14 protein-coding genes and 1 tRNA gene are annotated in these 14,174 nt (G+C 67.4%); 14 read left to right on the top strand and 1 reads right to left on the bottom strand.

All coding sequences use genetic code 11. The features are described from left to right. The first annotated feature begins 19 nt into the window (after positions 1-19). From DOE79_RS00390 to DOE79_RS00405, 4 genes are all read left to right on the top strand, one after another. A complete protein-coding gene (locus DOE79_RS00390; protein WP_245977268.1) occupies positions 20-2,749 on the top strand; it encodes a ribonuclease E/G in 2,730 nt (909 codons plus the stop codon). 304 nt (positions 2,750-3,053) lie between these two features. Then, positions 3,054-4,097 (top strand): permease, encoded by a 1,044-nt coding sequence (locus DOE79_RS00395; RefSeq protein WP_120336825.1) that lies wholly within the window; start codon positions 3,054-3,056, stop codon positions 4,095-4,097. A gap of 64 nt (positions 4,098-4,161) precedes the next feature. Next, positions 4,162-4,935 carry a TIGR03943 family putative permease subunit gene (locus DOE79_RS00400; protein WP_245977044.1) on the top strand — a complete coding sequence of 258 codons (774 nt, stop codon included), beginning with the start codon at positions 4,162-4,164 and terminating at the stop codon, positions 4,933-4,935. After that, positions 4,925-6,361, top strand: a complete 1,437-nt coding sequence (locus DOE79_RS00405) for a hypothetical protein (protein WP_162942556.1) — start codon at positions 4,925-4,927, stop codon at positions 6,359-6,361. Before DOE79_RS00400 ends, DOE79_RS00405 begins: the two co-directional genes overlap by 11 nt. 56 nt (positions 6,362-6,417) lie before the next feature. Here DOE79_RS00405 and DOE79_RS00410 read toward each other — a convergent pair whose 3' ends face one another. Next, on the bottom strand, positions 6,418-6,693 hold the full coding sequence (locus DOE79_RS00410) for a DUF4031 domain-containing protein (RefSeq protein ID WP_120336828.1): 276 nt from the start codon (positions 6,691-6,693) through the stop codon (positions 6,418-6,420). Positions 6,694-6,930: 237 nt separating this feature from the next. Between DOE79_RS00410 and rplU the strand changes: the two genes are divergently transcribed. The 10 genes from rplU to DOE79_RS00460 all read left to right on the top strand — a co-directional run bounded on the left by rplU (position 6,931) and on the right by DOE79_RS00460 (position 14,009). Beyond that, positions 6,931-7,239, top strand: coding sequence for a 50S ribosomal protein L21 (rplU, locus tag DOE79_RS00415; RefSeq protein WP_066595881.1), 309 nt, complete (start codon positions 6,931-6,933; stop codon positions 7,237-7,239). Positions 7,240-7,258: 19 nt separating this feature from the next. Further along, positions 7,259-7,516, top strand: a complete 258-nt coding sequence (gene rpmA / locus DOE79_RS00420; RefSeq protein WP_066595878.1) for a 50S ribosomal protein L27 — start codon at positions 7,259-7,261, stop codon at positions 7,514-7,516. Between the two features lie 84 nt (positions 7,517-7,600). Next, positions 7,601-9,184 carry a GTPase ObgE gene (gene obgE / locus DOE79_RS00425; RefSeq protein WP_120336829.1) on the top strand — a complete coding sequence of 528 codons (1,584 nt, stop codon included), beginning with the start codon at positions 7,601-7,603 and terminating at the stop codon, positions 9,182-9,184. Positions 9,185-9,219: 35 nt separating this feature from the next. Further along, positions 9,220-10,029 (top strand): glutamate 5-kinase, encoded by an 810-nt coding sequence (gene proB / locus DOE79_RS00430; protein ID WP_120340064.1) that lies wholly within the window; start codon positions 9,220-9,222, stop codon positions 10,027-10,029. A 9-nt stretch (positions 10,030-10,038) separates the two neighbouring features. Continuing rightward, positions 10,039-11,397: a glutamate-5-semialdehyde dehydrogenase gene (locus tag DOE79_RS00435; RefSeq protein ID WP_120336830.1), complete on the top strand. Its 1,359-nt coding sequence runs from the start codon at positions 10,039-10,041 to the stop codon at positions 11,395-11,397. Positions 11,398-11,523: 126 nt separating this feature from the next. Then, entirely contained in the window at positions 11,524-11,730 is a 207-nt protein-coding gene (locus tag DOE79_RS00440; RefSeq protein WP_120336831.1) for a hypothetical protein, read from the top strand. Between the two features lie 14 nt (positions 11,731-11,744). Then, a complete protein-coding gene (nadD, locus tag DOE79_RS00445; RefSeq protein WP_120336832.1) occupies positions 11,745-12,338 on the top strand; it encodes a nicotinate-nucleotide adenylyltransferase in 594 nt (197 codons plus the stop codon). Next, positions 12,335-13,336: a hypothetical protein gene (locus tag DOE79_RS00450; protein ID WP_162942557.1), complete on the top strand. Its 1,002-nt coding sequence runs from the start codon at positions 12,335-12,337 to the stop codon at positions 13,334-13,336. Before nadD ends, DOE79_RS00450 begins: the two co-directional genes overlap by 4 nt. An 83-nt stretch (positions 13,337-13,419) precedes the next feature. Next, positions 13,420-13,863 carry a ribosome silencing factor gene (gene rsfS / locus DOE79_RS00455; RefSeq protein WP_084020945.1) on the top strand — a complete coding sequence of 148 codons (444 nt, stop codon included), beginning with the start codon at positions 13,420-13,422 and terminating at the stop codon, positions 13,861-13,863. Between the two features lie 73 nt (positions 13,864-13,936). Next, positions 13,937-14,009 (top strand) — tRNA-Ala (locus tag DOE79_RS00460). Positions 14,010-14,174: the final 165 nt, after the last annotated feature.

A 14,174-nucleotide genomic window follows, 5' to 3' on the forward strand; every position in this document is an offset into this window, starting at 1 on the left:
GTCAAGGAGCGCACCAGTGATGGTGGAAGACAACGAAAACAAGAAGCGCAAGGGCCTGTTCGGCACTCGCAAAACCACCAGGAAGGCGGCACCGGCACAGCAGTCTCCAGTACAGCAGACTCCGGTCGAGCAGGTTCCCCCGCAGACTCCGAACCTGTTGGAACCCGTCGCAACGCCCGTCACGGTCGACGAGGCCGTGGACCAGCCGGTCGCTTTCCCCGCCCTGCCCACCCCGTTCGACGAAACCGTCGAGGTGGTCCGCCGTCCCACGACATCGCTGATCTTCCAGGCGCCGGCGATCCTGCCCGCCCCGGTCCGGTCCGGCGGTCGCCAGCTCGACGACGAGGATGACGACGCCGACGAGAGCTCGACGGTGCGCCGTCGTGCCCGCCGACGCACCGGCGAGGAGGGCCGCAGCGACGACCCGGCCAACACCGTTGTGCGGGTGCGCACCCCGCGCGAACCCGAACTCATCACCGAACCGCAGCGCATCAAGGGCTCCACCCGGCTCGAGGCGAAGAAGCAGCGCCGCCGTGACGGCCGCGACGCCGGACGTCGACGCCCCGTCATCACCGAAGCCGAGTTCCTCGCCCGCCGTGAGTCCGTCGACCGTGCCATGGTCGTGCGTGCCAAGCACAATAAGATCCAGATCGGCGTGCTCGAAGACGGCGTGCTGGTCGAGCACTACGTGGCCAAGAACCAGGACGCGTCGCTCATCGGCAACGTGTACCTCGGCCGCGTGCAGAACGTGCTTCCCAGCATGGAAGCCGCATTCGTCGACATCGGACGCGGCCGCAACGCCGTGCTGTACTCCGGTGAGGTCGACTGGGACGCTGCCGCGGTGAACTCGCCCGGTGGCACCCAGACCCGTCGCATCGAACTGGCCCTCAAGCCCGGCGACAAGGTCCTTGTGCAGGTCACCAAGGACCCCGTCGGGCACAAGGGCGCCCGGTTGACCAGCCAGGTCTCCCTGCCCGGCCGGTATCTCGTCTACGTGCCCAACGGGTCGATGAACGGCATCAGCCGCAAGCTGCCCGACACCGAGCGTGCCCGGCTCAAGAAGATCCTCAAGGAGGTCCTGCCCGACAACGTGGGCGTCATCGTGCGCACCGCGGCAGAGGGCGCGACCGACGAGCAGCTCACCCTCGACGTGAACCGGCTGACCGCCCAATGGGCGTCCATCGCCAAGCAGGTCGAGACGGTATCGGGTCCTGCCCTGCTGCACAGCGAACCCGATCTGCTCATCAAGATCGTGCGTGACGTCTTCAACGAGGACTTCCACAAGATGGTCATCTCCGGTGACGACGCGCAGGAAGTCATCGAGTCTTACCTGCGCCAGGTGGCCCCCGACCTCGTCGAGCGCGTGCAGCGCTACGAGGGCGAGCGCGACGCGTTCGACGAGTACCGCATCTCCGAGCAGATCGAGAAGGCGCTGGACCGCAAGGTCTGGCTGCCGTCGGGCGGTTCGCTCGTGATCGACCGCACCGAGGCCATGACCGTGGTCGACGTCAACACCGGCAAGTTCGTCGGTTCAGGCGGCAACCTCGAAGAGACCGTCACCAAGAACAACCTCGAAGCGGCGGACGAGATCGTGCGTCAGCTGCGCCTGCGGGACATCGGCGGCATCATCGTCGTCGACTTCATCGACATGGTGCTCGAGTCCAACCGCGACCTGGTGCTCCGCCGCCTGGTCGAATGCCTCAGCCGGGACCGCACCAAGCACCAGGTGGCCGAGGTCACCTCGCTCGGACTCGTGCAGATGACCCGCAAGAAGCTCGGCCTTGGCCTGCTGGAGTCATTCAGCGAGAACTGCGAGACCTGCGCCGGCCGCGGAATCGTCATCCACCACGATCCCGTCGTCAAGCACCGCCAGACCGCGCAGCCGGCTCAGGAGCGCCGCCCGCGCAGCAAGTCGGCCGGCAACGGCAACGCCAATGGCAGCGGCTCGTCGCACCAGGACGGCGGCAACTCCGGTCAGCGTGGCGGCCACACCCCGCCCGCCGCCCACACCGACTCGGTCAAGGCCGGCCCTGGCACGCACGGCATCACCGAGGACGCCAAGCACGCCCTCGCGCTGATCGCCGCTCGCACCATCTCCCGGTCGCTCACCGGATCGATTCCCGTGATCGCCCCGAACGAGTCGGATGCGGCTTCGGCTCTGCCCGCCGCCACCGAGACGGAAGGCGCCACTGCACCGAGCGCTGCTCAGACGAGCACCGCTTCGACCGGCAGTTCGACTCCGATCTCCGAGCCGGGCACCGACAGCGCTCCGACGGGGGAGTCCGCAGCCGTGGACACCACCACCGATCCGGCCGCTGACGGCGGCGCCCCCGCCTCGCGCGGCGCGGCGCGTAACCGGTCGGGCGGGCGTTCGGACAACCGCACGGACAACCGCTCCGGCGCGCGCACGACGTCCCGTTCCGACGACCGCGCCCCAGAGGCTGCTGCCTCGACGGGGCAGCCCGCCGAGGACCTGGCCGCAGGGGAGCGCACCGAGGTCGCGGCTCAGCTGGTTGCCGACGCGTCCGAGGGTGTCGCGATTCTCGACATCCCGGTGAAGAAATCACCGCGCAGTCGTCGTCCGGTCAGCAAGCAGGTCACCGACCAGCTGCTCGATTCGGTTCTGGACTCACTGCCGGAGCCCAAGCAGCCCGGTCAGGGCCGCTCGCGCAGCCGGCGGGTCACGACGGCCGGTGGCTCGACGACCTCGGTGCAGCCCATCGTGGTGCCAACGACAGACCAGAAGTAGCAGCGGGACAAGCAGGACCACAGCGGCGCCACCCTCACGGGTGGCGCCGCTGTGGTCGTATGGTGACACCGCCACCAGGGCGGTCGCAGTCTGCCTTCCCGAGACTGCCTTCCCGAGACTGCCTTCCCGAGACTGCCTTCCCGAGACTGCCTTCCCGAGACTGCCTTCCCGAGACTGCCTTCCCGAGACTGCTGTCCCGGGACTGCCGTGGCGAGACCGACTGCACGCTGCCGGTTCGGCCCGGCGGTGCACACTCCGCGTCGCCCTATTCGGCACCGCAATATCGCCACGGTAAGCTCGACCCATGCACAGCGATCGGGGGGCCGTGTCGCGTGTGCCCACCGGACTCATCGTCGGGGTGATCCTGGTTGCTCTGGCCTTCACCGTCCGAGCCCTGAGTCCGGCCTTCGAGGGCTGGGGACTCCCGGACCGCGCGCAGGACACCGTCACGCTGGCGCTGAGCGTCATCATCGAATCCGCCCCGTTCGTCTTCCTCGGCATCCTGCTGTCGACCGTGGTGCAGGTATGGCTGCCGCACGGCTTCGTCACCCGGTTCCTCCCACGCCAGCCGCTGCTTCGCCGCGCCTGTATCTCGCTCCTGGGCATGTTCTTCCCGGTCTGCGAGTGCGGCAATGTGCCCCTCGCCCGCGGCTTCATGGTCGGCGGGTTCACGGTGCCCGAGTCGATCACCTTCCTGCTCGCCGCGCCGATCCTCAACCCGATCACGATCATCACCACCCACCAGGCGTTCGGGTTCAGCGACGGGATCCTGATCACCCGCATCGTGGCAGGTTTCGTGATCGCCAACGTGATCGGCTGGCTCTACAGCCGCCACCCCGATCCCGACAGCCTGCTGACCCGCACCTTCTCGGCATCGTGCGCCCGTCCGGAGACGGCCGGGCACGACGAGCACGACGGCCACGGCCACGCCCCGGGCCCTCGTCAGGGGCGCGTCGAGAAATCGGTCGACCTGTTCACCCGGGAAACCGCCGTGATCATGCCCGCGCTCTTCGTCGGCTCGCTCATCGCGGCCCTCACCCAGGTCTTCGTGCCCCGGTCGGTGCTGCTGGCCCTGGGCAGCAACCCGGTCTGGTCGGTGTTGGCCATGATGGGGCTCGCCTTCATCGTGGCGGTCTGCTCCAATGTGGATGCCTTCTTCGTCCTGTCGTTCGGCAGCACCTTCATGCCGGGCGGCATCGCCTCCTTCCTCACCTTCGGAGCCATGATCGACGTCAAGATGCTCGCCCTGATGCGCACCACCTTCACCACTCGCACCCTGGTGCAAATCACGGCCCTGGTGGCCCTCATGAGCGCCGCGGCCGGATTGTTGGTGAACTATGTCGCCTGATGCAGAGAAGACGTCCAGACGGATGCCCGGGCCCAACGATGCCGGGCTATCCGGAGCGGCGCCCGTGAGCGCTCGTCCCCTGAGCTCCGTTCCCGGCTACCTGGCCGAACGGTGGCGCGGCATCGGCCTCAGTCTCGTCGTGGTGGTCGGCACCATCTGGCTCGGTGTTACCGGTCAACTGGGGCTTTACATCCATCCCCGGTACTTCGTCTTCACCGTCATCATGGCCGCGCTCGGGCTTCTGTTCGTGGTGGCGAGCTTCGTGGTGCGCACCCCAGCGGGTTCAGCTCCGCTGTCGGCCCGCCGCGGGGCGCTCGCCCTCACCGGCAGCGGGCTCCTGCTCACGATTGCCGCCGTCGCCGTGCTCGGCCTGCCTCCGGCCACGCTCACGAGCGCCACCGCGACCCAGCGTGAGGTGAACTCCGGCGGCCTCGACAGCGAAGCCTCGTCGAAGCAGGCCGCCGCCCTCGTGGGCACCGGAGATTACGAACGGCTGAGCGTGAAGGAATGGGTGTCGCTGCTGGCCCAATCGAGTGACCCCGGCCTGTACGCCGATAAGACGGCACGGGTCACCGGGTTCGTGCTGCCGGATACGTCGGACCCCGACAATGTGTTCTATGTGGCCCGGTTCGTGGTCACCTGCTGCGCCGTGGACGCTCAACCCATCGGCCTGGCGGTCTACCAGCCGGGTTGGAAGGCGAGCTACGACACCGACGAGTGGGTCGAGGTGACGGGTACGTTCCGGCCCAACCCGAGCGTGCGATCGGCGGATGCGCTTGCCCTGCAACCCACCGACATCACGCCCGTCGAGCAGCCGAGCGACCCGTATGTCTACTGAGCCGCCGGTCACCGCCGGCCCAGCGGATCCGGGCGGAGCGCGTCGATTCCGGCGCACTCTCGGGATCCTCCTGACTGGGCTGATCGTTCTGTGCCTTGCGCTCGTGGCGGTCAACCTGCTGAACGGCCCCCGGCTCACGGGATCCGACGTCGACACGACCGCCGTGGTCTCGGCCGCCGGGCAACGCCTGGTCCTCTCGACCAACCAACAGCTCGCAGACGTCAGCGCGGACCAGGTGGAGATCAGCCCGGCCAGTCCGGTCGACGTGCAGACCTCGAACGATTCCGTCGTCGTTGTCTTCCCCCAGCCGTTGGCCTACGACACCGAGTACACGGTCCGGGTCACCGACGTCACGGGAGCCTTCGGCGACCGGACCAGCGACCTGGCCGTGACCTTCCGCACCGGAGAGGCACCGCTCTTCATCCTCAGCCGGACGCCGGCGACCCCGGGGGAGTCGACCAAGGCTCCGGACCGCATCCTGCGCACCGCCGTCGGCTCGCCGCAGAGCACAGACGCCTTCACGGCGCCCTACATCCAGTCCTTCGTGCCGATGGGGGACGAACTCGTGGTCGTCACCCTCGCCGACGATCTCAGCAGCCGGCTGAGTCTGGTGTCCGCCGACGGGCAAGCCGCCGAACTCACCCTGCCCGGCACCGGCACGGTAGAGGACCTGCAGGCCTCGGCGTCGTCCAGCACCGTCGGGTTCCGGTTCAGCAGCGCGCCGGGCGCCGCCGGCACCGTGTACGACAACACCCTGTTCCTGCTCGACCTCACCCGCGGCACTGTCGACACCGTGGGGGGCCTGGACGGAAAGCCCATCCAGGCCATCGCCTGGGGATTCATGCCGGCCCGGCCAGAGCTCGTCGCGCAACTCTTCGACACCACCCTCTTGCTCGTCGACCCGCGCACCGACACCGCCCCCATCCCGATCGGGCAATTTCCCAATCTCAACGCCTTCGCGCCCGACGGAGTCCGCATCGCGGTCTCCGATCAGGGCAGCCAGTACATCCTGGACCTCTCGACGGGCTCTGAGGCCGCGATAGTGCCCCAGGACGTGGCCGGGACCACCCCGTACACGGCGGAGCTGCGCTTCCTCACCGGGGGAGAAGGATACGTGCAGCGGGTGGCCGAATTCGACCAGGCGACCGGCCGCGTGCGGCAGTACCTCACCCTCGTCACCGGCGACCCTGCCGCGCCCACCAGCCGGGTCGTCTACGAGCCGGTGCTGCCCAACGAGACCATCTTGGGCTTCGTGATCTCGCCGAACGACCAGTATCTGGCGATCCAGACCGTGCCCAACAGCCAGACCCAGATCAGCGATGACTACCCCGTCGGAGCGCAGGCGACCACGGCGACGACGATCATCGTCGACCTGGCGACGGGTGCGATCAGTCGCAGCATCGTAGGGATCGACGCCATCTGGTGACGCCCCACAGCCTGGTGATGCCCGGATACTCGGTGACACCGCCAGACGGTGCCGCCTCAGGGCCTCGAACGGCGTTCGCGCCCGCTCACGCGCAGGCCGCTGGCCCGCAAGCGGGTGACCAGTCCGCGGAAGTCCACGGGTTCGGCTCCCGCGGCCACCAGGCTGTCGTAGCGGGCCTGCGGCACGTCGTAGTGGTCCAGGTCGAACCCGCGGCGGGGGATACCCTGAGCAGAGGCGAAGGCGTGCAACTCCTCGAGGGATGAATCGCTCACCAGGTGCGACCAGAGCGTTCCGTGGGCCGGCCAGGCAGGCTGGTCGATCAGTATGCTCATTCTGAAAGTGTAGGGACTGAATCGCCGGCCGGAAGACCCGGCGCGACACACCCCCGCCCAATGGTTTGACCGGGGCTATCCGATCCGCTAAAGTCGAGTGTTGGTGTGCGGAGGACTATGTCCACGCAACGCCCAAGGTTTTCTGAAGTGAGATGGTCCGACTTGGTCCATTCGCACCAGTGACTTTCCATCATAGGAATCGGAGCCCCCGGGGTTCCCCAGAGATAGGTACGTAAAGTGGTTTACGCAGTTGTGCGCGCCGGTGGGCGGCAGGAGAAGGTAGAGGTCGGGACCATCGTAACGATGGACCGAATCAAGGCTGACAAGGACGGCAACGTCGAGCTGGCCGCCGTGCTTCTCGTCGACGGCGACAAGATCACCTCTGACTCGACGTCGCTGGCCAACGTCAAGGTCACCGCCGAGGTCCTCAACGACCTTCGCGGCCCGAAGATCGTCATCCAGAAGTTCAAGAACAAGACCGGTTACAAGAAGCGTCAGGGGCACCGTCAGGAGCTCACTCGCGTTCAGGTCACCGGCATCGCCTAAGGCCTGAGGAGAAGAACAAATGGCACACAAAAAAGGCGCGAGTTCCACTCGCAACGGTCGTGACTCCAACGCACAGCGCCTCGGCGTGAAGCGCTTCGGCGGTCAGGTTGTCGGCGCGGGCGAGATCATCGTCCGTCAGCGTGGCACCCACTTCCACCCCGGCGTCAACGTCGGCCGTGGCGGCGACGACACCCTCTTCGCCCTCGAAGCCGGCTCGGTCGAGTTCGGTGCAAAGGGTGGCCGCAAGGTCGTCAACATCGTGGTAGCTGCCGCTTAGGCATCCACACAGCTTTTCAGCATGAGGGCGGGCTTCGGCTCGTCCTCATGTTTGTTTTTATCGCCACCTGAAAGGGGCATTCCCATGGCCACGTTCGTTGACCAAGTCACGCTGCATCTGCGAGCGGGCAACGGAGGAAACGGTTGTGTCTCGGTCAAACGCGAGAAGTTCAAGCCTCTCGCCGGCCCCGATGGCGGAAACGGCGGCAACGGTGGTGACATCGTCCTCGTGGCCGACCCGCAGGTCACCACCCTCCTGTCCTTCCACCGGTCCCCGCACCGCAGCTCCGCCAACGGCGGACCCGGCATGGGCGACCACCGCAACGGCTACAGCAGCGACATCATCGAGCTGCCGGTGCCGCTGGGCACCGTGGTCAAGGACGCCGAGGGCAACGAACTCGCCGACATGACGGAGCCCGGCTACCGCATCGTCGTCGCGCCCGGCGGACAGGGCGGGCTCGGCAACGCCGCCCTCGCGTCGACCAAGCGCAAGGCCCCCGGTTTCGCCTTGCTCGGCACCTACGGCTATGAGGGTGACGTCTACCTCGAGCTGAAGACCGTGGCGGATGTGGCCCTGGTCGGCTACCCGTCGGCGGGAAAGTCCAGCCTCATCGCGGCGATCTCCGCCGCGCGGCCCAAGATCGCCGACTACCCTTTCACGACCCTGCAGCCCAACCTCGGTGTCGTCGATGCCGGTGAGGTGCGCTACACCGTCGCCGACGTTCCGGGACTGATCGAGGGCGCCAGCGAGGGCAAGGGCCTTGGTCTCGAGTTCCTGCGCCACGTGGAGCGTTGCACCGCACTGCTGCACGTGCTCGACTGCGCCACGCTCGACCCCGGTCGCGACCCGATCAGCGACCTCGACATCATCCTCGGCGAGCTTGCCGCGTACCCGGTCCCCGAGGGCCAGACGCCGCTGCTCGAACGCCCGCAGCTGATCGCCCTGAACAAGATCGACGTCCCAGAGGGCCGGGAGCTCGCCGCCTTCGTCAAGGCCGAGTTGGAGGAGCGCGGCTACCGCGTCTTCGAGATCTCCACGGTCAGCCACGAGGGACTGCGCCAGCTCAACTTCGCCCTGGCCGAGACCGTTGAAGCCGGCCGTCTCAGCAGTGCAGAGGCCGCCGCGCTCAAGCCCCGCATCGTCATCCGGCCCAAGGCCGTCGACGACAGCGGCTTCATCGTGCGCGTCGAAGGCGGATCGTTCGGCAACATCTTCCGCATCCTCGGCGCCAAGCCTGAGCGCTGGGTACAGCAGACGGACTTCAAGAACGACGAAGCCGTCGGCTTCCTCGCCGACCGCCTGGCGAAGCTCGGCACCGAGGACGAACTGTTCAAGGCCGGTGCCGTGGCCGGCTCGACCGTTGTGATCGGCCCGGGCGACGGGATGATCTTCGACTGGGAGCCCACCCTCACCTCAACCGCCGAGCTGATCACCGCCCCGCGCGGAACCGACAGCCGGATGGACGACTCCAAGCGCCGCACCAGCAACGAACGTCGCGAGGAATACCTCAAGCGCATGGACGCCAAGTCCGCTGCCCGGGCCGAACTCATCCGCGAGCGCGAGGCCGGCATGTGGTCGACCGGTGAAGAAGAGTACAACGCCGGCGAAGGCGTCGTGACCGAGAACAACGCCGCCCGTCGCCGCACCAAGGAGGGCGACTCCGAGTGACCGATGGAGGGGTGAGTGGCGCCACACGGCGCCGCCTGGAGCGTAGCGGCATCGCCACGGCCAGACGCATCGTCGTCAAGGTCGGATCGTCGTCGATCAGCGGCGCCAACGTCGGCCAGATCGCACCCCTCGTCGACGCCCTCGCCACGGCCCACGGGCGCGGCGCCGAGGTAGTCCTGGTCTCCTCCGGCGCCATCGCCACGGGCATGCCCTACCTGCAGCTCGACGAGCGCCCCACCGATCTCGCGACCCAGCAGGCCGCGGCGTCGGTGGGTCAGAACCTCCTCATCTTCCGGTACCAGGACAGCCTCGACCGGTACGACATCATCGCGGGCCAGGTGCTGCTCACGGCCGGAGACCTCGAGAACGCGTCGCCGCGCAGCAATGCCCAGCGCGCCATGGAACGCCTGCTCGGGCTGCGCATCCTGCCCATCGTGAACGAGAACGACACCGTCGCCACCCACGAGATCCGGTTCGGCGACAACGACAGGCTCGCCGCCCTCGTGGCCACCCTGGTGAAGGCCGACCTGCTCGTGCTGCTCAGCGACGTGGATGCCCTGTACACCCGGCCGCCGCACCTGCCCGGTGCCGAGCGCATCGACCATGTGGCCGTGGGCGACACCCTGCCCGGTGTGGAGTTCGGCGCCTCGCTGTCCGGAGTGGGCACTGGAGGCGCCGGCACCAAGGTGTCCGCCGCCCGGATCGCCCAGGATGCCGGAACCGCCGTGCTCGTGACCTCGACGGCGCTCGTCGCCGAGGCGCTCAGGGGAGAGAAGATCGGCACCTGGTTCGAGCCGGCCGAGCCCGGTCTGGGCGGACGCACCGTCGCACACGAGCTGCCCTAAACTAGGGGCATGTCGCAGACCCGCCCCGTCGCCCTGCCGTCCACCGAGGACAAGGCGGGGACCGCGCCAGACGCTGTGCCATCCGAGGCTGTGCCATCCGATGCTGTGCCCGCGGACACGGATGACGGCCTCACCGCTCTGCTCAGCTCCGCACGCCAGGCCTCGCTGTCCCTCGCCTCAGCGCCCACGCAGGTGAAGAATCGCGCCCTGCGCGGCATCGCCCAAGCCCTCCGCGACAACGTCGCCGGTATCGTCGCGGCCAACGCCGCCGACCTGGCCGTCGGGGTCGTGAACGGCCTGAGTGCGGCCCTACTGGACCGGCTGACCTTGGATGAGACCCGCATCCGCTCTCTCGCCGACGCCGTGGCCGAGATCGAATTGCTCACCGACCCTGTCGGCGAGGTGGTGCGCGGCAGCAGCCTGCCCAACGGCGTCAAGATCAGCCAGGTGCGCGTGCCGTTCGGTGTGGTCGGTGTCATCTACGAGGCCCGGCCCAATGTGACCGTCGACATCGCCGCCCTGGCGCTCAAGAGCGGTAACGCAGCGGTGCTCCGCGGCGGATCTGCTGCTGAGAACTCGAACCGGGTTCTGGTGGGGCTGATTCAACGGGCCCTGGTCGAGGCTGGGCTGCCGGGGGAGTCCGTGCAGACCATCGACCCCTACGGACGCGACGGCGCCACCCGCCTCATGCGGGCCCGCGGACTCGTGGATGTCCTGATTCCCCGCGGCAGTGCCGGGCTGATCCAAGCGGTCGTGACCGAATCCACCGTGCCCGTCATCGAAACCGGGGCCGGAGTCGTGCACATCTTCCTCGACGACTCCGCGAATCTCGAGTGGGCCACGGACATCGTGCACAACGCAAAGGTGCAGCGACCCAGCGTCTGCAACGCCGTCGAGACCGTGCTCGTGCACGAGGCCGCAGCGACCCGGCTCCTGCCGACGGTGCTGGGCAGGCTCGCCGAGGCGGGCGTGACCATTCACGGGGATGCTGCGGTGCGCGAGGTGTTCCCGGCCGCGGTGCCGGCTACCGAGGAAGACTGGGCCACCGAGTACATGAGCCTTGACGTGTCCGTGGCGGTGGTCGCCGACCTCGACGAGGCGATCGCACACATTCGGCGCTATTCCACTGGGCACACCGAGTCCATCATCACCAACGACATCGTCAACGCCGAGCGCTTTCTGGGCGAGGTCGACTCCGCGGCCGTGATGGTGAACGCCTCGACACGGTTCACCGACGGCGGCGAGTTCGGCTTCGGCGCCGAGGTCGGCATCTCCACGCAGAAACTGCACGCACGGGGGCCCATGGGCCTGCCCGAACTCACGAGCACCAAATGGATCGTGCGCGGAACCGGCCAGATCCGGTCCTAGGACGTCGTCGACGCACCCCTGGCTCCGCTCCCTGGCCGGGCGGGTCGCCCCGCTAGACTGGTCCCGGTACCGGTGCCGCCCGTCGCGGCTTCCGACTGACACCACGCTTCCCCGAACGGAGATTCCATGTTGTTCCTGACCGCTGTCCTGGCCGAGGTCGAGCACGCCCAACTGCCCGTGCCCACGTGGGTCTACGGCCTGGTGGCCCTCGTGGTCTTCGCGGCGCTCGGTTTCGTCCTGTGGAGCTTCCGCGACGTCGCCAACCGCCACAGCGCCAAGGCCAACGCGTACGCGGCAGCCCACGGTGGCGCGTCCAGCCACGGCGGCCACTAACCGAACCGCCGACAATGACCCGGCACCGCCCCCGCATCGGCGTGATGGGCGGAACCTTCGACCCCATCCACCATGGGCACCTCGTGGCGGCCAGTGAGGTTGCGCAGAGCTTCGATCTCGACGAGGTCATCTTCGTGCCGACCGGGCAGCCGTGGCAGAAGCATGACGTGACCGTGGCCGAGCACCGCTACCTCATGACGGTGATCGCCACGGCATCCAACCCGCGGTTCACGGTGAGCCGGGTAGACATCGACCGCACCGGCCCCACCTTCACCATCGACACGCTGCGGGACTTGCACGCCGAGCGTCCTGACGCCGAGCTCTTCTTCATCACCGGAGCCGACGCCATCACCCAGATCCTGGGCTGGAAGGATGCCTCCGAACTGTGGAAGCTGGCACACTTCGTGGCTGTGAGTCGCCCGGGACATGATCTGAGCATTTCAGGTTTACCTAACCAGGACGTAAGCTTGTTGGAGGTTCCGGCTCTGGCCATTTCGTCCACCGACTGCCGGGAACGCGTGAACCGGGGATTCCCGGTCTGGTATTTGGTCCCCGACGGGGTTGTCCAGTACATCTCAAAGCATCACCTGTATCGGAGTGTGGCATGACGTTGGGTAATAGCCCGCAGCCACTGACGCGACGACAGTTGCGCGAGTTGGCCCGGGAAAACGAACCGGTCTCTGCAGAGGACCGTTCGATCGACGAATCACCCGCGTCCCCCGCAGTTCGCCCCGCCTCCTCGCAGGCGCCGATCGAGCCCGACGAACACCACTCCCGGCACACCGCGCCGCCCGTCGAACGTGCTGAACCCGCCCGCCCTGCTCCGGCTCCATTGCCGATCCCCGAGCCCGCCATGGTGCAGGACACCGGCCGCACTCTGAGCCGCCGCGAACTGCGTGCACTGCAGGCCGCGGCAACGGCGAGCACCGACGGTGCACATGACGGACATGCAGCCGATGAACGTGCAACCGACGACCATTCAACTCACAACGGGACTCCTGACGAACGCCAGCTGGCGCCGGCGGCTGTCCCCGCGAACCGGGACGCCGGCACCGACGCGGCGCCATCTCTGAATCCCGCCCCCGCATCCAGCGGGCTGCACCCGCCCATCGGCCATTGGTCGGTCGACCGGGAAGACGACAGCCACATCGAGACCATCGGCCGTCGCGACGACCAGACCTTCGACGACCTCGTGGGTCGGGGCGTCGGAGCGGGCGGGATCCCGACGACGACCAACGCACTCATCCTGCCGTCGATCCCCAGGCAGGGCCCGGCCGGTCCGATCACCAGCACCGGCGAGATCATGATCACCGGTTCCATCGACCTGCCGCGCAGCCTCGGCGCCACTGGCCAGCACCCCAACCTCTTCGACTCGTCCGAGATGGACCGCATGCTGGACCAGCTCGACGAGGGCGGTCACCACAACGACGTCGCGCCCGTGAGCGCGAGCCGCGCCGTCAGCACCCATACCTCGACCCGCGGCGTCATGACGCCGCCGCGCAAGCGGGGAGCGTCACTGCCGACGGTTCTCGCCATCACCGCGGCGGTGCTCGCCATCGGCGTGCTGTCACTGTTCGTGGTCGGCTACGCCTTCAATATCTACTAGCGACCCATGCTTTCTGGTGACCGACTAGTCTCGTTTCTTCTTATGCCATCCTTTTCACTTTTACTAACTCAGGGATTCAATCGATGACCGCTTCTGCCCACGCTCTCGAGCTCCTCAAGGTGGCTGCCGCCGCCGCCGACTCGAAAGCGGGGGAGGACCTCGTTGCTATCGACGTTTCCAACCCGTTGCCGTTGGCCGACATCTTCCTCATCGTCACCGGACGTTCCGAGCGCAACGTCGTCGCGATCGCCGGCGAGATCGAGGACAAGCTCATCGAGGCCGGCTACAAGCCCCTCCGTCGTGAGGGACGCGCCGAGGGCCGCTGGGTCCTCGTCGACTTCGGCGACCTGGTCGTGCACGTGTTCCACGAAGAAGAGCGGGTCTACTACTCTCTCGAACGCCTCTGGAAGGACTGCCCGGTCATCCCGATCGATCTGCCCAGCGCGCGTGCCCTCGACGAGCCCGTTGTGGAGCCCGCTGTGGCGTCCCCGACCGAATCCGTGGTCGAAATTGACGCCGCGGACTAGCGTTTGGTTCGCGAGCACTCAAAACATGTAGTAACCTAATGAAGTTGTTTCGGAGGAATTCGAAACAAAGTCTGGGTCCGTGGCGCAGCTGGTAGCGCACCTGCATGGCATGCAGGGGGTCAGGGGTTCGAATCCCCTCGGATCCACAAGAAAGTACAGAAACCCCCGGTGACAGTAGTCATCCGGGGGTTTTTTGCGTGCCGGTCCTGGTGTCCTGGGAAAAGTATTTCTGCTTTTTTCCGCACGATTCCGTAGGCCGCTGACAGGCCAAGGCGGAGGCGCGATGGATCGCCGGGACGGGACCGGGAACG

Source organism: Cryobacterium soli, from assembly GCF_003611035.1.
GTDB lineage: Bacteria > Actinomycetota > Actinomycetes > Actinomycetales > Microbacteriaceae > Cryobacterium > Cryobacterium soli.